The sequence below is a fragment of the Pseudoduganella aquatica genome, from assembly GCF_020865585.1.
GTDB classification, from domain to species: Bacteria; Pseudomonadota; Gammaproteobacteria; order Burkholderiales; family Burkholderiaceae_D; genus Rugamonas; species Rugamonas aquatica_A.
This window is the reverse complement of sequence record NZ_CP086370.1, coordinates 5,885,269-5,905,673: the sequence shown is the minus strand read 5'-3', so window position 1 is coordinate 5,905,673 and position 20,405 is coordinate 5,885,269. Positions and strand designations below refer to the sequence as shown.

Here is a 20,405-nt window from a genome sequence, read left to right as displayed (position 1 = left end):
ATGACCCCTTTTTTGTGTTTACTTGATGGGGATGCAGAGCTCGCATTGGAAGACGCCGGTGGCGGTGTCTTCGCTGTAGTCGGCGGGGTAGCGCTCGAAGCAGGGGCCGGGGATGGTTTCGTAGCCGCTGGCGGGCAGCGCCTGGCTGTAGAAGGCGCCCCAGGCGGCGCCGATGCCGCTGGCGTCGCCCCGGTAAGCGGCGACCGCGTAGCGGCCTCCGGGCAGCACGGCCGTGGCGGCCGGCGCCTCGGCGGCGTAGCCTTCGTCGACTTCCACGCAGGCGTCGTAGCGGCAGCGCTCCGGCGGCGTGGTGCTTGGGTCGTCCTGCGCCACGCCGTAGGTGGTGCGCGCCATCAGTCCGTGCGCGGCGCGCCAGGGATTGAAGACGTCGCGCCAGAAGCTGCCGATGGCGGGGCCGAAGGGACCCGTGTAACGCAAGTAGGCTACTTTGCGCGGCGGCAGGTCCATCACTTTGATGTCCATGTGCGTCTCCTTATTTGGCGATTTCACTTGGGCTGGCGGGCAGCGGTGCCGGCGCCGGCGCGTGCTTGTGGCGGCGCAGCTTGTCGCGCAGGCGCTTGAGCAGCCCTTCCAGATCGTCAATGTAGGTGAAGACGGCCGGCACTACAAGCAGGCTCAGTAGCGTGGACGTGATCAGGCCGCCGATCACGGCAATCGCCATCGGCGAGCGGAAGCTCGGGTCGGCGCCCCAGCCCAGGGCCAGCGGCATCATGCCCGCGCCCATGGCGATGGTGGTCATCAGGATGGGCCGGCTGCGCTTGTGGCAGGCGTCCACCAGCGCGTCGAAGCGGTTCATGCCGTCCTGGCGCGCCAGGATGGCGTAGTCCACCAGCAGGATGGAGTTCTTGGTCACGATCCCCATCAGCATGATCAGGCCTATCATGGACGGCATGGACAGCGCGTTGCGCGTGATGAGCAGCGCCACGAAGGCGCCGCCTATCGACAGCGGCAGCGCGGCCAGGATGGTCACCGGCTGCATGAAGTCCTTGAACAGCAGCACCAGCACACAGTAGATGCAGATCACGCCGATCAGCATGGCCAGGCCGAAGCTGGCGAACAGCGCGGCCATCTCCTGCGCGTCTCCCAGCTCTGCGATCTTCACCGACGGCGGCAAATTCTTCATCGACGGCAGCGCGCGCGCTTCTTCGTTCAGTTCGCCCAGGGTGCGGCTGCCCAGTTCGACGTCCAGCGTGACGTTGCGGCTGCGGTTCAGGCGGTCGATCTGCGCCGGACCCGATTCCATGCTGATGTCGGCCACCGTGGAGAGCAGCACAGGGCCGTTCTTGCCGGGCACCGTCAGGCGGCCGATGGCGTCCAGGTCGGCGCGCACGGCGTCCGGCAGCTTGACGCGGATCGGCACCTGGCGCTCGGGCAGGTTCATCTTGGTCAGATCGAAGTCGTAGTCGCCGGCCGTGGCCACGCGCACCGTTTCGCCGATGGCGTTGGCGGTCACGCCCTGGTCGGCGGCGCGCGCGAAGTCGGGCCGCACGATGATCTCGGGCCGCACCAGCGAGGCGCTGGAGCTGACGTTGCCGATGCCTTTCATGGTGCGCAGTTCTCGTTCCACCTTCTGCGCCGCTTCGGTCAGCGCGATCGGGTCTTCGCTGCGCAGCACCAGCTGCATCTTGACGCCGGTGTCCGGCGGGCCGACGTTGAAGCGCGCGCCGGGGATGTTGTCCAGCTTGGCGCGGATCTGGGTTTCCAGGTCCGGCAGCGATTCCTTGCGGTCGGTGCGGTGCACGGTGGTCAGCGTCAGCACGGCGCGGCGCGCTTCGGCCGCTGCGCCGGGGGCGAAGGCGTCGCCGCTGGAGCCGCCGCCGATGGAGCTGAACACGCCGGTGATGCCTTTCACCTGCATCACGGCCAAACGGGTCTGCTCGGCGACGGCGCGCGTTTCGGCCAGCGTGGAGCCGGGCGGCAGTTCGATGTTGACGTTGGTCTGGGCGCGGTCGGCCGGCGGCACGAAGCCGGTCGGCAGCAGCGGCACCAGCATGATGGAGCCGATGAAGAAGGCGCCGGAGGCGATGGCGGTGATGTGGCGGTGGCGCAGGCACCAGCGCATGAGCGTGATGTAGCGCGTCATCAGCCAGCCGTCTTCCTCGTCCTTGTGCGGCACGGGCTTCATCAGGTAGGCGGCCATCATCGGCGTGAGCAGGCGCGCCACCACCAGCGAGGCCAGCACGGCCAGCACGGCGGTCCAGCCGAACTGCTTGAAGAACAGGCCGGGCACGCCGCCCATGAAGGCGGTGGGCAGGAACACGGCCACCAGCGCGAAGGTGGTGGCGATCACTGCCATGCCGATTTCGTCGGCCGCTTCCATGGCCGCTTCCATCGGGGTTTTACCCATGCGCAGGTGGCGCGAGATGTTTTCGATTTCCACGATGGCGTCGTCCACCAGCACGCCCACCACCAGGGCCAGCGACAGCAGGGTCACGGTGTTGAGGGTGTAGCCGAACCAGTACATGCCGAGGAAGGCCGGCAGCACGGACAGCGGCAGCGCGGCGGCGGCCACCAGCGTGGCGCGCCAGTCGCGCAGGAACCACCACACCACCAGCACGGCCAGCAGCGCGCCTTCGTACAGCAGCTCCATCGAGCCGACGAAGTTTTCCTCGACCGGGAAGGCGTTGTCGATCGACTGTTTTAGTTCGATATTGGGGTAGGCGCTGCGCAGTTCGGCCACGGCCTTCTGCACGTCGGAGGCGACCTGGGTTTCGCTGGCGCCCTTGGTGCGCAGCACTTCGAAGGCCACCACGCGCTTGCCGTCCTGCTCGGCCACGGCGCGCGGCTCGGCCACGGTGTCGCTGACGATGGCCACCTGGCCCAGGCGGATATGACGGCCGTCCGGCAGCGGGATGTCCATGTCGGCCAGCGCGGCTGCGGTCTGCACGGTGCCTATGGTGCGCACCGACTGCTCGGCGCCGCTCACGTCGCCGCGTCCGCCCGGCGCTTCCTTCTGCACCTGGCGCAGCTGGCGCGACACGTCCAGCGCGGACACCTTGAGGGCGGCCATGCGGGCGTCGTCCAGCTCCACCCGGATCTCGCGCGACACGCCGCCCATGCGCTTGACCGCGCCCACGCCCGATACGCTGAGCAGCTTCTTGGACACGTCGTTGTCCACGAACCAGCTCAGTTCCTGGTCGTCCAGCGCGCGGCCGGCGCCGGCCTTGGAGGCGGCGGTGAAGGTGAGCACGGCGCGGCCGGCGGTGGTCACTTTGCTGACCACGGGGTCGCGCAGTTCGCCCGGCATGTCGGCGCGCACTTGCGCCACCGCGTCGCGCACTTCATTGACGGCGTCCGAGATGTTCTTCTCGAGGATGAACTCCACGGTCACGGTGGCGTTGCCGTCCAGGACCTTGGTGTAGATGTTCTTGATGCCTTGCAGCGTGGCGACCGAGTCTTCGATCTTGCGCGCCACTTCGGTTTCCAGCTGGGCCGGCGCGGCGCCGGGCAGCGAGGCGCTGACGGTGACGATGGGCAGCTGGATGTCGGGGAAATCCTGCACCGGGTTGGCGCGGTAAGCCAGCAGACCGGCGAGGGTCAGCAGGGCGAACAGCATGATCGCCGGGATGGGATTCTTGATTGATAGGGATGAGAAATTCACTGCCGCTCCTTACTTGGCCTTGGCCACTTTGTTCGCCGAGGCCGGGGCGGGGGCGGCGGCGGGCGTGATGGGCGCCACGTTGTTCACCAGGTCGCCGTCGTTCAGGAAGCCCGCGCCGCTCACCACCACCGGCGTGGCGGCGTCGATGCCGCCCAGGATCTCGATGCGGTCGGACAGGCGGCGGCCGGTCTGCACCTTGATGCGGCTGACGCGCTTGTCCGGATTCAGGCGGAACACGTAGCTGAAGCCATCGCGCACGGCCACGGCCTGCTGCGGCACGGTCATGGCGTCCGAGTTGCCCAGCTCAAAACGGCCGCTGGCGAACATGCCGGCCTTGAAGGCGTTCGCTTCCGCGCCTTTGGGCGCGGGCAGGTCCACGTAGACCAGCGCGTAGCGGCTCTGCGGGTCGATGGTGGGGGCGACCATGCGCACCTTGCCGGCCAGTTCGGCGCCGTTGGCGGCTTTCACGACGGCGCTGGCGCCGGGTTTAATCTTGGGCAGGTCGGCCGCCGTCACTTCGGCGCGCCATTCCAGGCGGCCCTGGCGGATCATGCGGAACAGCTCCGTGCCGGCGCCCACCACGGCGCCGACGGTGGCGCTGCGGGCCGAGATCACGCCGCTGTCCGGCGCCACCACTTGGGTGTACTTCAGGCGCAGTTCCTGCGTGGCCAGCGCGGCCCTGGCGGAGGCGATGCGCGCCTTGCCGGTCTGCTCCGCGGTCATGTACTGGCTGATCTGCTGGGCGCTGAGCGCGCCGGTGCTTTCCAGCGAGCGGGCGCGGGCGGCGTTGGCCGAGGCTTCTGCGGCGTTGGCTTCCGCTTCCATCACGGCGGCGCGGGCCTGCGCCAGGTCGGCGTTGACGGTGTCGGCCGAGAAGGTGGCCAGCACCTCGCCCTTGCGCACCACGTCGCCCACGTTGACCTTCACGTCGGTCAGGCGCAGGCCGTTCGATTCGCTGCCGATGCTGGCTTCCTGCCAGGCCGTGACGTTGCCGTTGGCCGTGAGCGTGATGGGCAGGCGCGCGGCGGAGGGCTTGGTGGTGGTGACGGTGAGGGCGGCCTTGGGGGCGTCTTTTTTCTCTTCGGCTGCGCCGGCCAGCGGGGCGTGCAGGGCGAAGGTGGCAAACATGAGCAGTGCCAGGGGCTTGAGCGCGTATTTATTCATGGTCTTTGTGTGCATTTTTGGTTGTTCTTAGTTGTTTGCCTGGGCCGGGACGGCAGCCGAAGCGGTCCAGCCGCCGCCGGCGGCGCGGTACAGCGCCACCCAGGCGTTGCTGCGTTCCTGCTGCAGGCTGACCACGTTGTTCTCTGCGGCCAGGCGGCTGCGGCGCGCGTCTTCCAGCTCCAGCAGGCTGGCCAGGCCGTTCTTGTAGCGGTCTTCAATGGCGGTGAAGGCGGTGCGGTAGCCTTGCAGTGAAATCTCGGCGTCGCTGGCGCGCTCGCCGGTGCTGTTGAGCGTGACCAGGGCCTGCTCGACTTCTGCCACGGCCTTGCGCACGCTGCCGCGGTACTGGCTCACCGCCAGCTCGTAGCGCGCCTGCGCGGCGTCCACGTTGGCGCGGCGGCGGCCGGCGTCGAACACCGGCACCGAGATGGCCAGCGGACCCAGGGTCCAGGTGTCGAGCTGGGTGTTCTCGCCGCCGCTGTGGAAGTTGGCCGCGCCCACGGAGCCGGACAGCGACAGGCGCGGATAGCGCTGCGCCTGCGCGCCGCGCACTTCGAAGCTGGCGGCTGCCACTTCCTGTTCGGCGGTGTAGACGTCCGGCCGCTGGCTCAGGGTTTGCGCGGGCAGTACGGCGATGGCGATGGCCGGCGCCGGCACGGCGGTGGCGGCGGCCAGTTTGGCACGCAGCTCCGGTTCGGCGATGGCGGTCAGCGCCACCAGCGATTTCACGCCGATGTCGCAGGCGGCGCGCTGCGCGCTGGCGCGGCTGCGGCCATCGGCGGCGCTGGCGCGGGCCAGGGCGGAGTCCGACGGCGACAGGAAGCCGGCCTTGCTGCTCAATTCCGTCAGGCGCGCGGTGTAGGCGCGCGAGCCGGCGTCCTGCACCGCCACCTTGAGCAGCTGCTCGCAGGCACGCAGGCCGTAGTACTGGTTGGCCGTTTCGGCAGCGACGGACACGCGCGCTTCGTGCCAGCCGGCGTTGGCGCTGTTGAAGCGCGCTTCGGCCGCGTTGCGCGCGGCGCGGCCTGCGCCGAATATGTCGATCTCCCACGACGCTTGCAGCGCCACCTGGCTGGTGGTGCCGGTGGGGATGGAGGACTGCTGGTTCTGGCGCGCCACGCTGCCCGCCACGTCCAGCGAGGGCGCCAGCGCGGCGCCGGCCGCCACGCGCTCGGCGCGCGACTGGGCGATGCGCGAGCGGGCCGAGGCCAGCGTAGGGCTGGCCGCCTGGGCGGAATCGATCAGCTGCACCAGCAGCGGGTCGCCCTGGTTCTGCCACCAGTTGTTCAAGTCCGTGAGATTGCCGTTGTGCGGCAGCGGCGCCTGCCACTGCGGCGGCGCGGCGGCGTCCACCTTGGCGGGCGGCGCGTTCAGGGCGCAGCCGCCCAGTGCCATCGCCACTGCCATTGCGGTTGCCATCGCCATCGCCGGCTTGTGCTTGTTTGTCGTCATGCTGTTTTTTCCTTGATGCGGATTTTCTCTGCGTCTACCAGTGCCGTCGCGTAGTCGCTCAGGCGTTCGGTCCAGGTGGCGATGGCTTCCGGTCCGGCCATCAGCTGCGGCTTGATGGTCTTTACCACGTCGCCCGCCATCATCAGCATCAGCGCCATGGAGGCGATGCTGAAGGCGAGGCGGTGGGTTTCGTCGTCCGGCTTGTCCTGGCCGAGGTGGCGCGCCAGCACGCGGCTGAACGCTTCATGCTCGGGGCGGATGCCGTTTTCTATCTCGCTGGCCCAGATGCCGGTGGGCTCCAGCATTTCGCGGAACCACAGACGCATGCAGGTTTCCATCATGTCGCCTTCCTTCAGCGGCGCCAGCATCTGGTTGAAGAAGCCTTGTAGCGATTCGCGCAGCGTGAAGTGCGGCTGGTCGAACATGGCGATGTTGTCTGCCGGGGAGGGCGAGAGTGCGGTGAAAGCGGCGCGGTACAGGCCGGCCTTGTCGCCGAAGTAGTAGCTGATGGCGGCCACGTTCACGCCGGCGGCCAGGGCAATCTCCCGCGTGGAGGCGCGCGAGTAGCCCTGTTCGGCGAACAGGCGTATGGCCGTGACCAGCAGGCGCTCGCGCGATTGCTCTCCGTCCGACCGTGATTTTTTTGTTCTGGCTTTATCGTTCATGATGCCATTTGACCATGCTATTCAGACAAAATCAATAAGTTAATCGATCGTTTGATTAAGTTACTGATGCGTTGTAACAACTGCTTACAATCGATACACGGCGGTGTGGCTGGACGGACCCTGCTGGTATAAAGTCATGCTTATAACGACATCAAAGAGGCTAAACATGAGTGCGCGCAGCTGGTTTGCATCGATGATTCTCCTGGCGGCCGTGCAGGCCGCTCCGGCGGCGCTGGCCGCGCCCCCGCAGTTGAGCGGGCAGGCTGCCGCCGCGCATGTGCTGAACCGGCTGGCTTACGGCCCGGCGCCGGGCGACATCGAGCGCGTGACGCAGATGGGCGTGGCGCGCTATATCGACAGCCAGCTGCATCCCGAATCGCTGGAGCTGCCCGCTGCGCTGAGCGAGCGCCTGGCGGGCCTCGATACGGTGCAGCGCAGCAGCGGCGAAGTGCTGGGCGACTTCCTGGCGGTGCGCGATATGGTCAAGGACGAAACCGAGGACGCCAAAGCCATGCGGCGCGAAGTGCTGGCCCGCATCAACAACCAGACCGCCGAAGCGCGCATTGCGCGCGCCGTGGCCAGCCCGCGCCAGCTGGAAGAAGTGATGGTGGATTTCTGGTTCAACCATTTCAACGTCTTCTCCGGCAAGGGCCAGGTGCGGCCGCTGGTGGCCAGCTACGAGCGCGACGCGATCCGGCCTTATGTGTTCGGCTCCTTCCGCGACATGCTGGGCGCCACCGCCAAGCACCCGGCCATGCTGTTCTACCTGGATAACTACCTCTCCAAGGCCGGCGGCCTGAACGAGAACTACGCGCGCGAGCTGATGGAGCTGCATACGCTGGGCGTGGACAAGGGCTATACGCAGAAGGACGTGACCGAGCTGGCACGCATGCTGACCGGCTGGAGCTTCGCCCCTCGCCAGCTGGTGGCGCGCAACGAGACCTTCCGCTTCGACCCCAAGCGGCATGACAACGGCGACAAGCAATGGCTGGGCCGCGTGATCAAGCCGCAGGGCCAGGCCGAGGGCGAATACGCGCTGGACGTGCTGGCCGTGCATCCGGCCACGGCGCGCCACATCAGCTACAAGCTGGCGCAGTACTTCGTGGCGGACGAGCCGCCGCCGGCCCTGGTCGAGCGCATGGCGCAGACCTGGGTGGCCAGCAAGGGCGACATCCGCTCGGTGCTCAAGACGCTGTTCGCCAGCGATGAATTCATGTCGCCGGAGGCGCAGGGCGCCAAGTTCAAGACCCCTTACCAGTTCGTGATCTCGGCGGCGCGCGCCGGCAATTCCGCGATGGCCGAAGTGCGGCCGGTGCTGGGCGCGCTGGACCGCCTGGGCATGCCGCTGTACGGCTGCCAGACGCCGGACGGCTACAAGAACACGCAATCGGCCTGGCTGAATCCGGACGCGCTGAGCCGGCGCATCGGCTACGCAACCACGCTGGCGCAGGGCGTGGATGCGGCGCTGGTGCAGGCGGCGCTGGGAGAGTCGGTGTCCGAGCGCACCCAGGGCATCGTGGCGGCCAGTCCGCAAAAGATACGCACTGCCATGCTGCTCGGCAGTCCCGATTTCATGCAACGCTAGGAGCAGGCCATGCAACGCAGAGACTTCCTGAACGCTTTCGCCGCCGGCGCCGGGCTGATGATACCGCTGGGCCGCGAGGCCTGGGCGGCCACCTCGGTGCAGCGCCCCACGGACCGCAAGCTGATCGTCGTGATGCTGCGCGGCGCGGTCGATGGCCTGAATGTGGTGGCGCCCATCGGCGACGAGAACTACACCCAGCTGCGGCCCAGCATTGCGCTGGCCGCGCCGGGCAAGGAGAACGGCGCGCTGGACCTGGACGGCTACTTCGGCCTGCATCCGGCGCTGGCGCCGCTGATGCCGCTGTGGCGCGAGAAGAAGCTGGCCTTTGTACACGCCAGCGGCTCGCCGGACACCACCCGCTCGCACTTCGACGCGCAGGATTACATGGAGTCCGCCACGCCGGGCGTGAAGAGCACGCCGGACGGCTGGATGAACCGCCTGATCGCTACCTTGCCGGGCACGTCGACGCCCACGCGCGCGGTCAGCGTGGGGCCGACCATGCCGCGCATCCTGAGCGGGCAGGCGGCCGCCATCAATATCGCCAACGGCTCGGCGGCGGGCAAGCCCGGCGTGCTGGACCGGCCGCAACTGGCGACGGCCTTCGATCAGCTCTATATGGGCCATGAGCGCTTTGGCAAGGTATACCAGGACGGGCGCGAGGCGCACAAGGAGGTGATGGCGGCGACCATGGCCGAGTCGATGGCGGCGGACGGCGGCGCGCCGCTTCCGAACGGCTTCCCGGACGACGCGGCGCGGCTGGCGGTCCTGATGCGCAACGACCCCAATGTGCAGATGGCGTTCTTTGCGCTGGGCGGCTGGGACACGCATGCGAGCCAGGGCGCGGGCACAGGGCAGCTGGCCAACCGGCTGGCGCCGCTGGGACAGGGCCTGGCCGTGCTGGCGCAGAAGCTGGGGCCGATGTTCGAGGACACCACCATCGTGGTCATGTCCGAGTTCGGCCGCACCGCGCGCGAGAACGGCAATGGCGGCACCGATCACGGGCATGGCAATGTGATGTGGGTGCTGGGCGGCGGCGTGGCGGGCGGCAAGGTGCTGGGCGAGTGGCAAGGCGTGGGCAACGGGCAGCTCAACGAGGGGCGCGATCTGCCGGTGACGACGGACTTCCGCACGGTGCTGGCGAATATCGCCGAGCGGCATCTGCGCTTGAGCGACACCCAACTGGCGCAGGTGTTCCCGCGCATGCCTTCATCCTCCGGGTTGCGTTTGCTGCGGGCCTAGTTCGGCGGGTTACGGCGCTTCGCGCCTAACCCGCCCTTGTATTATTCCATCTGCCCCGAAAACGGAACGTCGGGGCAGAGCAACTGGATGCCGTACCCGCCCTTGGTCGCCAAGACCGTGATGTAGATTTCGCAGCAGTTGCTCTTATTCCATTAAAGATCGAACAGTATCTTTGGCCCGGCGTGCCGTGAGCCCGCATTTGCAAGGTTGATCAGGAGAAGAGTAATGTTGTGTCTTGGTATAGATGTCGCCAAATTGAAGGTCGATTGCGCACTGCGCCTGGAAACGGGCAAACACCGTGCGAAAGTTGTAGAAAATACCCAGGCTGGCTTTGCCAAACTGGAAGCGTGGCTGCAGAGTCATACGGACGGGTTGCCCCATATCTGCATGGAGGCCACTGGCGTCTATTGGGAGGCGATCGCGGAGTTCTTTGCCCGTCGGGGCTACCGCGTCAGTGTCGTCAATCCGGCCCAGATCAAGGCGTTTTCCCAGGCGCAGCTGGTGCGCACCAAGACCGACCAGGTCGACGCCAAGGTCATTGCCGAGTTCTGCGCCAAGCATGGTCCGGAAGCATGGCAGCCGCCGCCGCTGAGCGAACAGGAATTGAAAGCGATGGTGCTGCGCCTGGATGCGCTGCTGGCCATGCAGACGCAGGAAACGAACCGCCTGGACGTGGCGCGCGAATCGGTCCGGGCCGATATCGAACAGCATATTGCCTGGCTCGGCGAGCAGATTAAACAGCTGCGCAAGCGCGTACGTGATCACATCAACGACGATCCCGACATGCGCGGCAGACGCGACTTACTCGATACCATTCCCGGTGTCGGGGACAATACCATTGCGTTACTGCTGGCCTATGGCATGCATGCCGGGCGCTTCGACAACGGTCGGCAGGCTGCCGCCTTTGCAGGCCTCGATCCGCGCCAACATGAGTCCGGATCAAGCGTGAAGCAGCGGCCCCGGATGTCCAAGATCGGCCACGCGCATCTGCGCAAAAATCTGTACATGCCGGCTATGGTGGCGCTGTACCGCACCGACTGGGGGCGCCAGTTCCGCACCCGCCTACAAGCAGCAGGCAAGCCGGCCAAGCTGGTGATCGGCGCCATGATGCGCAAGCTCGTCCACGTTGCTTTCGGCGTCTTAAAATCTGGCAAACCATTCAATCAGGAGCTTCAAAACGCTTGACCGGCATAACAGTATCTACGATGAACACCATCAACGCGATCAACGCGATGGTGCGTAGGGCGGGTTAGCGCAGCGTAACCCGCCAGCCTTGGCTACAGGTTCGGCGTCAGCTTCATCTCGGGGCGTGGCCGGTACATCCTGTCCTCCACGCTTTCGCCGCTGTCGCTGACATGCGCGCCCATCGCTTCCAGGTCCGAGAGCAAGTCGTTCGCCAGTATTTTTTCTTTCGTGCCCAGGCGCTTGCTGCGCGCCACCGCCGCGCGCCAGCGCGCCGCCGCTTCGGGCGCGCCGGCGTGCTTCGCCAGCCGTTCCAGATTGCCCAGCACCGACAGCACCTGCACCTGCTCGTGATTGTCCCAGCCGTTGCCGCCGCCTTGCGGATGGAAGCGCCGGTACAGCATCTCGGCCGCGCAGGCGCCCGCGTCGCCCAGCCGCTCCACCGCTTCCTTCGGCATGTTGAGATTCAGCCCGCCTTCGCCAGGCCGCAAACTGATCTGCACGATGCGGTCGCGGTAGCCCGGATAGGGGAACAGTATCTCGTCGCGCCAGCTGTGCATGGTGGCGAAGATATTGCCCAGGAAGCCGAACAGCCCGGCCGGCGTGGCGTCGTCCGTCGCGGCCCAGTAGCGCAGCCGGCCTTGGTTGTTATCGCTGGGCAGATAGACGCGGCCATCCAGCCCGCATTGGGCGGCATCCTCGATCGGGTACTTGGGATGCGCTTCTTTCAAATTGATGGCGAAGGTGGGATGCTCGGGCAGCAGCGTGTCGAAGAAGTGCAGCGGCATATTGCTGGAGATGCCGCCGTCCGAGAACCAGATGCGTTTCAGCTTGCTGCTGTCGGTGTAGTCCTGCGCGTAGAGCGGGACGGCGGACAGCAGCAGCGGGAAGCTGAGGCTCATCCGCACCGCCACCACCACGGGCGTGTCGGCCGGGTCGCACAGGCGCACCAGAGGGCTGCCGTCCGGCGCGGCGAAGGGGCCGGTCTGCGGAGGTTGCGGCGCTTGCTGCAGCAGCCAGTCCATCACGGACGGCGGGAATAGCTGTGCCCATTCGGCGGGATGGAAGTAGAACCCGCCCGAGCCGTCGCGGAAGGGCAGGGCGTAGGGCATTTGCTGGCTGAGCGCCGTGGTGACCACTTCCAGGTTGATGGCGCGGTTCTCTGGGTCTGTGGAGGTCTGCTGGCCCCACAGGTCGCCGAAGGTGAGCGGCCGGCCGGGGGGCAGGCCGGCCAGCTGGTTCAGGTAGAGGGAGAGCCAGTCGGTGAGGGCGGTCACGGCGTCGCTGCCGGTGCTGCGCCCGCTGCACAGGCCGTACTGGTTGCGGTGCAGGCCTTGCAGCAGCGCGGCGGCCGAGCGCCAGGCGCCCCAGCCGAAGCCGGTGGCGACGCAGAGCGGCACCAGCAGCAGGAAGGGCACTTGCAGGCCGATGTTGAGCGGGCCGGCATGGCCCGGCAGGCCGGCGATTGCGGCAGCCAGCACCAGGTAGCCCGCGGCGGCAGCGCAGGCCAGTTCAGCGGCCAGGCGCAGCCATGCGGGGCGCTGGGCCGCCGTGGGCGGAGTCGGAGAGGCCGGGGGCGCGGCGGGAGCCTGCGCTGGCGCGGGCAGCAGCGCGAAGGCGCGGTGGGTGAGCCAGGCGGCGCCGGCGGCAGTGGCCAGCATGGCCAGCGTGGTGGCGGCGCTGCGCAGCGCCGTGAGGTGGGTGGAGAGCATGACCAGCGGCGCGATCAGCAGCAGCGCGGCGCCCACTACCGTCGGCCAGTGGACCAGCGCTGCGGCGATGCCCAGCGCGGCGCGCAGCTTGTCCTTGGCGTCGATGTAGCGCATGGCCATGTCGAAGTGGGCTTGCAGCGCGGGGGCGGGCTGGAACAGGCGCGCCAGCCGCGAGCGCCCTTGTTCCTGCGCTTGCAGTTCTTCGGGCAGGCCGGCAAGGCTGGCGAAGGCTGCCGGCTGGCGGCCGCTCTGGCGTCCGCATTCGGCTGCGGCGCAGGCTGCGGCGGCGATCGCGCCGGCGGATGTGCCGCCGATGTTCTTGAAGGCGTAGCCGCGCGCCAGCCGGGCGATCAGCTTGGGGTAGACCACGCCGCTGGTGATGCCGCCTTTCATGACCAGGTCGCAGTGCGGCAGCGTTGCCGGATCGAGTTTGTCGGTGGGGGTGATTTGGCTCTCCTTTTGCTTTGCTGGCGGCGCTGGCGGGTTACGCAGCTTTGCTGCTAACCCGCCCTACGATTTCAGGTATCGGCGTGCGGTTCGGGCAAAAAAATGCCCGCGTCGGGCGCGGGCTGAATCCAATGTTCGGAGAACGGTTGGAGGAGACAGTTCCACTATAGCCGCGTTTTTGTTGCACCGCAATACCGTATAAATACGATGTCTATCTATTCATTTTGGCAGTTGCGCCAAGGCCGCCGAAAGGCATGCCTCCAGCGCGCGGGCCAGTTCCTGCGGTTCCAGCGGATGCGCCAGCAGCAGCGCGGGCGCCACGCCGGGCGGCAGCAGGCCGTCCAGCGGATCGTCCCGTGACGATGTAATCAGCACCAGCGGCACGCCGGCCCATGCCGCCTGGTGGCGTGCCAGCGCGAGCGGCAGGAAGGCGGTGTGGCGGCTTTGCGTGGTGTCCGCGTCGCACAGTATCAGGTCGAATTGCTGCCTTGCGCAATGGTCCGCCTGCTCGGCGTCCGCCGCCACCGTGACAGCGTAGCCATAGTGCGCCAGGATGCTGGCCACCAGGCCGCAGTCGTCCGGCGCGGCGTCGAGCAGCAGCAGGCGCGCGCGGGGGGCTTCGGTGGCCTGCGGGGTGGCGCTTTCGGACCGGCCTCCGGTCTGCGGTGCCTGGCCGCGCAGCGCCGCCGGCAGGAAGGTCTCCAGCGAGGGGATCAGCGTGTCCGGTTCCAGCGATTTGGGCAGGTGGCCGTCAAAGCCGGCCGCGCGCAGTGCGGCGCCGCCGTCCGAGACCGGCAGCGCGCTGGCGGCCAGCACCGGGATGGCGGCGGTGGCCGGGTCGGCCTTGAGTGCGGCCACCACGCCGTAGCCGTCCAGCCGGGGCAGGTGGATGTCGCAGATGATCAGGTCGGGAAGCAGCTCGCGCGCCATGGCCACGCCCTGCAGGCCGTCGCCCGCGCCCAGCGGAATGTGGCCGAACGCGGTCAGCAAGTAGCTCATCAGGTCCATATTGGCCTGGTTGTCTTCCACGATGAGGACACGCGCCGCCATACCGCTCCCTGCTGCCCGTCCGGGCGGTTTATTTTTTGCTCTTCATCGCCAGCGTGAAGGTGCTGCCGTGTCCGAAATCGCTGCTGAAGAACAGCGAGCCGCCGATCAGGTTGGCCAGGTTCTGGCACAGGTACAGGCCCAGGCCCGCGCCTTCCGCGTGGCGGGTGGAGGTCGAATCGAGCTGCGAGAAGGCCTGGAACAGCTTGGCCTGGTCTTCCTCGCGGATGCCGGCGCCGCTGTCGGCCACGGCGAATTCGGTCACCACGCCGTCGCCGTCGGCGCGCTGGCTCAACGTGATGCGCACCGTGCCTTTCTCGGTGAACTTGATGGCGTTGTTGGCCAGGTTGATCAGGATCTGCGTCAGCGCGCGGCGGTCGGTTTCGAGGGTGACCGGCTGCGGCGCCACGTCCACTTCCAGCGCCAGGCCCTTCTGCTGCGCCAGCGGGCGCAGGGTGTCGGCCACTTCGGCGATCAGGTTCTGGCACTGGATAGGCTCGACCGACAGCGTGACCTTGCCCGCTTCGATCTTGGCCACGTCCAGGATGTCGTTGATCAGCGAAAGCAGGTGGCGCGCGCTGTTGCGGATGGTGTTGAGCTGCTTGTCCTGCTCACCGGTCAGCGGGCCGGGAAGCTTCATCAGCAGCGCGCCGGTGAAGCCGATAATGGCGTTCAGCGGCGTGCGCAGCTCGTGCGACATATTGGCGATAAAGGCCGATTTCATGCGGCTCGCTTCGGCCAGCTCCAGGTTCTTCAGCGCGATTTCGCGGTTGATGGTTTCCAGCTCGCCGGCGTGGTGGGCCAGGCGCATGTTCAGCTCTATCACCTGGCGTTCGCGCGCCTGCAGTTCGCTGTTGACCTGCACCGCCTGTTCGTAGGTGGAGATCAGCAGGTCAAGGATCTGCTGGCGCTCGGCGTTGATGAAGTGCTTCTGGTCGCCCAGGTAAAGCGCGATGCCCACTTCCATGTTTTGGTTGCGGCGCAGCTTCTGGTTCACCAGCATGTGGCCGATGCGGTTCAGCAGGTAGTCTTCGGCATAGGGCTTGCGGATGAAGTTGTCCGCACCGCACTCGATGCCTTTGATGATGTCCTTGGGGTCGGTCAGCGAGGTGACCAGGATGACCGGGATGTCGCGCAGCACGGCGTCGGACTTGATGGCGCGGCATAGTTCGTAGCCGTCCATTTCGGGCATGACGATGTCCGACAGCACCAGGTGCGGCTTGCGTTCGCGGATCGCCTCCAGCGCCAGCCGGCCATTGGCGGCCACGCGCGCCTTGTAGCGCACGGACTGGATCAGGCGGCGCAGCCGCTCGGCCTGGGTCGGACTGTCCTCGACGATGAGGATTTCGATTTCATCCGGTTCGATCTCGTAGCTGGAGTCCACGGACTGCCTCCAAAAATTGGTTTTCAAGCTATGCTGACTCTAAGGTAACTATAAAGGATTTAACTATCAAGCTGGGAAATTTCATGGCTGTGCGCCCTGGAACTGGCCGGCGCGGTAGGTGAGCACCAGCGTGTCGCGGTGGCCGTGCTGGGCCAGCGGCTGGATGGGTGTCGATTCGTGGATCACGGTGGCGTCGTCCAGCAGCAGCATGGTCCAGGGTTCGGTCATGGTGAAGCGCTTGCCGTTCGGGCCATCGGCTTCAAAGATGCGAGTCTCTCCGCCCTTGATGCCGTGGCGGCCGATCAGCAGCACGGCCACGTAGTCCACGCCGTCGCGGTGCGCGCCTTCCGGCGTGGGGCGGCCGATGCCGTCCGTGGTGTCGATGCGGAACTGGTGCGCCTCTATGTACCAGGGCTGCGGCGCGCGCGCGGCCGAGCAGGCGTCGCCGACGGCGGTGATCAGCTGGCGCCAGGCCGGCTGCGCCACGGTGTCCGGTTCCATGGGCTCGAACAGCCGGTGCATGCCGCCGTGCAGCGCGTTGTATTCCAGCGGCTGCCAGTGCGGGCGGTGCGCGGTCTGCGCCAGCGCGCCGTCCTTCTGGATGAAGCAGGAATGGCGGCGGCGCCGGTAGCGGCCGCCGTCTTTCAGGTAGTTGTCCAGTTCAAGGTGCTCCCAGCTCGGCACCAGGGCGTTCAGCGCCTCCAGCGTGGTGCCGGCCAGCGCGGCGACATGTTCGGGATGCAGCAGGGCGTAGCCTTCGCTGCGCAGCGCTTCGGTAACGCGCTCGGGCGCGGTGTAGATCGGGGCGTAAGTCGTCATTGGAACGGGGGTACGGGTATGCTCGGCGATGGAGTCGTCTATTCTACGACGGTTAGAAGCTCCGCGTGAGCATCAGCCGGAATGAGCGCGATTCGATGGGGTGGAAGTGGACGTCGTCCACCGGCTGCGTTTCGCCCTTGAGCCGGGAGGCGTAGTAATAGTCGATGGCCGACACGCGGCGGTTGGCCAGGTTGAAGGCCTCCAGCTCCAGCTGCATGCCGCCGGCGAATTTGTAGCCGATGCGGCCATTCAGCGTCTGGCTGGCGCGCGAGCGCACGCTGTTGTCCTCGGCCAGCGGGCGCGGACCGAACCAGCGCAGCCGCAGTGCGCCGGACCAGGGCCCTAGCTTGTCCGCCGTGAGCGCCAGTTGGGCCACGCCTTCCACCGCGCCGGGGATGTAGGCGGTGCCTGCCGCACGGGCTGCCGCCCCACGGCTGCGCGCGCGGGCGAAGGCCAGGTCCGCGTCCACGCTGAGCCATTTGAAAGGCTTGTAGTAGTTGGAGAACTCCACGCCGTAGCGGCGGCTCGGATCGCCCGCCTCGGTGGCGCCGGCGTCGCCCACGTAGCTCAGTTCCGAATCGAAGTCCAGGCGGTAGACCGACAGCGAGGTTTGCAATCGCGGCAGCCATTCGCTGCGCACGCCCAGCTCCAGGCCGCGCGAACGCACTAGCGGAGCGTCCGCCGCGACGGCGCCGCGCGCGTCGTTGCTGTGGAAGCCGGTGCCGGCGTTGGCGTAGAACTCGGTCAGCGCCCAGGGGCCGAACACGGCGCTCAGGCTGGGGCTGAGCAGGCGGTCGCTGGTGCGGCCTGCCGGGTGTTCCAGCGCGCTGGCGCTGCCCGGCTCCGAGGGGCGCACGTCGAAGCGATAGGCGTCGGCGCGCAGGCCGGCCGTGGTGCGCAGCACCGGGGACCAGCGCGTGCTGTTTTCCACGTACAGGCCGGCGCTGGTTTCCACGATATGGTCGGCGCGGGTGGTGGCCACGGCGCGCCGCGCCACGGTCTTGTACAAGCCGTTGAAGATATTGTCGTTCTGGAGCTGCAGGCCGACCGTGGTGATGGAGCTGGCCTCGCCGATGTGCGCGTGCCAGGCGTGGCTGGCGTCCACGCCGCTGGTGACGCGGCGGTCCGGCTGGGCGAACTGGTCGCCGTTCACCGGGTCGTCCATGAAGTAGGTGAAGTTGGAATACAAGTCCAGCTGGTTGGCGATCAGGTAGGCGCCGACCTTGGCGGCCGTGTCCTCGCCGCTGCGCTGCCAGGCGCCGGACAGGCTGTAGCGGTGTGCCTTGCCGCCGTCGGTGTTGTCGATGCCGTCGTAGCGGCCCAGCAGGCCTTGCTGCACGGCGCGCAGCGGAATCTGGTCGGTGGCGTTCCAGTCCGCGTTGTAGGCCATGGCCGTGACGGTAAAGCCGTTGTTGGCGTAGCCCTGGCTGTAGCGCAGCACGCCGTTCAGTTTTTTGTAGTCGTCGCCGCGCGTGTACGGGCCGTCGTTGTGCAAGGCTTCGATCGCGTACAGCAGCGCGCCGTTATTGGCTTCGTTCACGCTGGCCGAATCGGCCAGCAACGCGCGGCGGTAGCCGTTCTGCCCCACGCTGGCGCTGGCCACGCCGCGCACCAGGCGGTTGGCGTAGATGATGGAGGCGGCGCCGGCGGAGGCGAAGTCGCCTTCCTCGGCCGAATAGGGGCCTTTCTTGTAATCGAGGCGCGCGGCCAGTTCCGGGATCAGGAAATTGAGGTCGGTCCAGCCCTGGCCGTGGGCGTGGCTGCGCTGGTTGACGGGCATGCCGTCCACGGTGGTGCGCAGGTCGGTGCCGTGGTCCAGGTTGAAGCCGCGCAGGTAGAACTGGTTGGCCTTGCCCTCGCCGCTGTGCTGGCTGACGATCAGGCCGGGCGTGGCCTCCAGCAGCTCGCCGGGCCGGTAGGTGGTGCGCGCGGCCAGCTGCTGCTGCGTGACGCTGCCGTCGCCGGCCGCGTCGGCGATGCCAAGCTGGCTGGCGCGCGAACCGTCGATCAGCACGCGCTGCATCAGCGTATCGTCGGCGTGGGAAGCGGAAGAGGCCAGCAAAGTACACAGCGCGGCGGCCAGCGCGAACGGAGTAGGGCGAAATAGCATCATGGCGGGCAGTATAGCCGCAGCCCCCCCCTTTTTACGAGTCCGGCCTATTGCAGTTTCTTGATGATGTCCGACAGGCGGTAGGGTTTGCCGATGAGCTCGAACTGGTCCACGTCCTTGTGCTGGGCGCTGAGCGTGGAGGGTAGGTAGCCGGAGGCCAGGATGATCTTCAGGCCGGGCTGCGCCTGCCGGGCCGCGCGCGCCAGCTCGATGCCGCTCATGCCGGGCATGACGACGTCGCTGAACAGGATGCGCAGGTCCGGGTGGCGGCCCAGGATTTCCAGCGCTTCGGCGCCGTTGTTGGCCGGCAGCACCTCGTAGCCCAGGCTGGTGAACAGCTGGGCGGCCATGTCGAGCACGTCGTTCTGGTCGTCCACGACCAGCACTTTTTCTGCCGCGCTGCCGTGCGCCGATTCCTGCGGGCCGATGCCGTGTTCGTGCGCCGGGAACAGCAGCGAAATCGCCGTGCCTTTGCCGGGCTGGGACTCGATGCGCAGCTCGCCTTTGGCCTGCTGCACCATGCCGTACACCTGGCTCAATCCCAGGCCGGTGCCTTTGCCCACTTCCTTGGTGGTGAAAAACGGCTCCATGGCGCGGCGCGCCACCTCGGGTTCCATGCCGCAGCCGCTGTCGCGCACGGTCAGGCATACATAGGCGCCGGGCGGCAGCGCGCCGCCGCCCTCGTGCATTCCCACGCTGGTCTCGATAACGATGTCGCCGCGTTCGCCGCCGTCTCCGATGGCGTCGCGCGCGTTGACCACCAGGTTCAGGATGGCGGATTCGAGCTGCTGCACGTCGGCCAGGATTTCGGGCAGGCCCGGGGCCTGTTTCAGTTCGAGCTGCACGTTGCTGTGCACGGCGCGCCGCAGCACCGCTTCGAAGGAATCGACGATGCGGTTGATGCGCACGCGCTCGGCGCGGAAGGGCTGCTGGCGCGCGAAAGTGAGCAGCTGCTGGGTGAGGCTGGCGCCGCGCTCGGCGGCCCGCACCATGCCGTCGATGGCCTTGGTCTGCTGCGTGCGGTCGCTGACGTTGCGCAGGATGTCCAGGCCGTTGATGATGACGTTGAGCAGGTTGTTGAAGTCGTGCGCAATGCCGCCGGTCAGCTGGCCTATCGATTCCAGCTTCTGCGACTGGAACAGCGCCTCCTTGGCGCGCGCCAGCTCCTCCTCGGCCGTGCGGCGCTCGGTGACGTCGCGCGTGATCTTGGCGTAGCCGATCAGCTCGCCCATCGAGTCGATAATGGGGTCGATCACCACATGCGCCCAGAACCGGCTGCCGTCCTTGCGCACCCGCCATCCCTCGCGCTCGAAGCGGCCGTCGCGGCGCGCCGTGGCCAGCGCCTGCCTGGGCAGGCCCGCCGCCCGGTCCGGTTCGGTGTAGAAGCGTTCGAAATGGGTGCCGGTCACCTCGTCGGAGTCGTAGCCCTTGATGCGGCGCGCGCCCTCGTTCCAGTTGGTCACCAGCCCTTCCGGGGACAGCATGTAGATCGCATAGTCGGTTACGCCCTGCACCAGCAGGCGGAAACGCTCCTCGCTGGCGTGCAGCGCTTCCTGCTCCTTGCGCCGGGCCGTGATGTCGCGCGTGATCTTGGCGTAGCCGAGCAGCTCGCCGCTGTGGTCGCGGATGGGATCGAGCACCACGCTGGCCCAGAAGCGCGTGCCGTCCTTGCGGATGCGCCAGCCCTCGTCCTCGAAGCGGCCGGCATCGCGCGCCACGGCCAGCGCCATTGCGGGCCGCCCTGCTGCGCGGTCATCGTCCGAATAAAAGCGCGAGAAGTGTTCGCCGAGAATCTCCGCCTCGGTGTAACCCTTGAAGCGCTGCGCGCCCGCGTTCCAGCTGGTGACGATGCCTTCCGGCGACAGGGTGTAGATGGCGTAGTCGGTGACGCTGGAAACAAACAGCCTCAGGCGTTCAGCTTCAATCGCGCTTGCGGGGCGGAGCGGCTTGTTGCTCATGTACTGTTTCCGTTTGCGG

General features: G+C 67.4%; 14 protein-coding genes. 3 read left to right on the top strand and 11 right to left on the bottom strand.

Going from position 1 to position 20,405, the window contains the following annotated elements:
• Positions 1-18 precede the first annotated feature (18 nt).
• From KT882_RS26345 to KT882_RS26325, 5 genes are read right to left on the bottom strand one after another with little or no spacing between them, the layout of a single operon-like run.
• Positions 19-483, bottom strand: coding sequence for an AraC family transcriptional regulator (locus tag KT882_RS26345; RefSeq protein ID WP_228893701.1), 465 nt, complete (start codon positions 481-483; stop codon positions 19-21).
• Between the two features lie 10 nt (positions 484-493).
• Positions 494-3,622: an efflux RND transporter permease subunit gene (locus tag KT882_RS26340; RefSeq protein ID WP_228893700.1), complete on the bottom strand. Its 3,129-nt coding sequence runs from the start codon at positions 3,620-3,622 to the stop codon at positions 494-496.
• A 9-nt stretch (positions 3,623-3,631) separates the two neighbouring features.
• The gene (locus tag KT882_RS26335) at positions 3,632-4,801 is read right to left on the bottom strand and encodes an efflux RND transporter periplasmic adaptor subunit (RefSeq protein WP_371869388.1); all 1,170 of its coding nucleotides are present in this window, start codon (positions 4,799-4,801) and stop codon (positions 3,632-3,634) included.
• Between the two features lie 12 nt (positions 4,802-4,813).
• Complete coding sequence (locus tag KT882_RS26330) at positions 4,814-6,238, bottom strand: efflux transporter outer membrane subunit (RefSeq protein WP_228893699.1); 1,425 nt, start codon at positions 6,236-6,238, stop codon at positions 4,814-4,816.
• Complete coding sequence (locus tag KT882_RS26325; RefSeq protein WP_228893698.1) at positions 6,235-6,903, bottom strand: CerR family C-terminal domain-containing protein; 669 nt, start codon at positions 6,901-6,903, stop codon at positions 6,235-6,237. The genes KT882_RS26330 and KT882_RS26325 overlap by 4 nt, the downstream gene beginning before the upstream one ends.
• 166 nt (positions 6,904-7,069) lie before the next feature.
• Between KT882_RS26325 and KT882_RS26320 the strand changes: the two genes are divergently transcribed.
• From KT882_RS26320 to KT882_RS26310, 3 genes are all read left to right on the top strand, one after another.
• Entirely contained in the window at positions 7,070-8,488 is a 1,419-nt protein-coding gene (locus KT882_RS26320; protein WP_228893697.1) for a DUF1800 domain-containing protein, read from the top strand.
• A 9-nt stretch (positions 8,489-8,497) separates the two neighbouring features.
• A complete protein-coding gene (locus KT882_RS26315) occupies positions 8,498-9,727 on the top strand; it encodes a DUF1501 domain-containing protein (RefSeq protein ID WP_228893696.1) in 1,230 nt (409 codons plus the stop codon).
• 225 nt (positions 9,728-9,952) lie between these two features.
• Positions 9,953-10,912, top strand: coding sequence for an IS110 family RNA-guided transposase (locus tag KT882_RS26310; protein ID WP_228892791.1), 960 nt, complete (start codon positions 9,953-9,955; stop codon positions 10,910-10,912).
• A 92-nt stretch (positions 10,913-11,004) separates the two neighbouring features.
• On the opposite strand, the gene KT882_RS30695 is transcribed toward KT882_RS26310, so the two are convergent.
• From KT882_RS30695 to KT882_RS26275, 6 genes are all read right to left on the bottom strand, one after another.
• The gene (locus tag KT882_RS30695; protein WP_267478624.1) at positions 11,005-13,014 is read right to left on the bottom strand and encodes a patatin-like phospholipase domain-containing protein; all 2,010 of its coding nucleotides are present in this window, start codon (positions 13,012-13,014) and stop codon (positions 11,005-11,007) included.
• A 273-nt stretch (positions 13,015-13,287) separates the two neighbouring features.
• The gene (locus KT882_RS26295) at positions 13,288-14,118 is read right to left on the bottom strand and encodes a response regulator (protein ID WP_161074638.1); all 831 of its coding nucleotides are present in this window, start codon (positions 14,116-14,118) and stop codon (positions 13,288-13,290) included.
• A gap of 28 nt (positions 14,119-14,146) precedes the next feature.
• Positions 14,147-15,499 carry a hybrid sensor histidine kinase/response regulator gene (locus KT882_RS26290; protein WP_161074639.1) on the bottom strand — a complete coding sequence of 451 codons (1,353 nt, stop codon included), beginning with the start codon at positions 15,497-15,499 and terminating at the stop codon, positions 14,147-14,149.
• Positions 15,500-15,580: 81 nt separating this feature from the next.
• Positions 15,581-16,318 (bottom strand): 2OG-Fe dioxygenase family protein, encoded by a 738-nt coding sequence (locus KT882_RS26285; protein ID WP_161074640.1) that lies wholly within the window; start codon positions 16,316-16,318, stop codon positions 15,581-15,583.
• A gap of 52 nt (positions 16,319-16,370) precedes the next feature.
• Positions 16,371-18,428 carry a TonB-dependent receptor gene (locus tag KT882_RS26280; RefSeq protein ID WP_407682058.1) on the bottom strand — a complete coding sequence of 686 codons (2,058 nt, stop codon included), beginning with the start codon at positions 18,426-18,428 and terminating at the stop codon, positions 16,371-16,373.
• A 47-nt stretch (positions 18,429-18,475) separates the two neighbouring features.
• Entirely contained in the window at positions 18,476-20,386 is a 1,911-nt protein-coding gene (locus tag KT882_RS26275) for a hybrid sensor histidine kinase/response regulator (RefSeq protein ID WP_228893694.1), read from the bottom strand.
• Between the last annotated feature and the right edge of the window lie 19 nt (positions 20,387-20,405).

Coding starts and splice junctions, on each gene's coding strand:
- KT882_RS26345 (WP_228893701.1), bottom strand. CDS start 483: ATGGACATCAAAGTGATGGACCTGCCGCCGCGCAAAGTAGCCTACTTG.
- KT882_RS26335 (WP_371869388.1), bottom strand. CDS start 4,801: ATGCACACAAAGACCATGAATAAATACGCGCTCAAGCCCCTGGCACTG.
- KT882_RS26330 (WP_228893699.1), bottom strand. CDS start 6,238: ATGACGACAAACAAGCACAAGCCGGCGATGGCGATGGCAACCGCAATG.
- KT882_RS26325 (WP_228893698.1), bottom strand. CDS start 6,903: ATGAACGATAAAGCCAGAACAAAAAAATCACGGTCGGACGGAGAGCAA.
- KT882_RS26320 (WP_228893697.1), top strand. CDS start 7,070: ATGAGTGCGCGCAGCTGGTTTGCATCGATGATTCTCCTGGCGGCCGTG.
- KT882_RS26315 (WP_228893696.1), top strand. CDS start 8,498: ATGCAACGCAGAGACTTCCTGAACGCTTTCGCCGCCGGCGCCGGGCTG.
- KT882_RS26310 (WP_228892791.1), top strand. CDS start 9,953: ATGTTGTGTCTTGGTATAGATGTCGCCAAATTGAAGGTCGATTGCGCA.
- KT882_RS30695 (WP_267478624.1), bottom strand. CDS start 13,014: ATGAAAGGCGGCATCACCAGCGGCGTGGTCTACCCCAAGCTGATCGCC.
- KT882_RS26295 (WP_161074638.1), bottom strand. CDS start 14,118: ATGGCGGCGCGTGTCCTCATCGTGGAAGACAACCAGGCCAATATGGAC.
- KT882_RS26285 (WP_161074640.1), bottom strand. CDS start 16,318: ATGACGACTTACGCCCCGATCTACACCGCGCCCGAGCGCGTTACCGAA.
- KT882_RS26280 (WP_407682058.1), bottom strand. CDS start 18,428: ATGCTATTTCGCCCTACTCCGTTCGCGCTGGCCGCCGCGCTGTGTACT.
- KT882_RS26275 (WP_228893694.1), bottom strand. CDS start 20,386: ATGAGCAACAAGCCGCTCCGCCCCGCAAGCGCGATTGAAGCTGAACGC.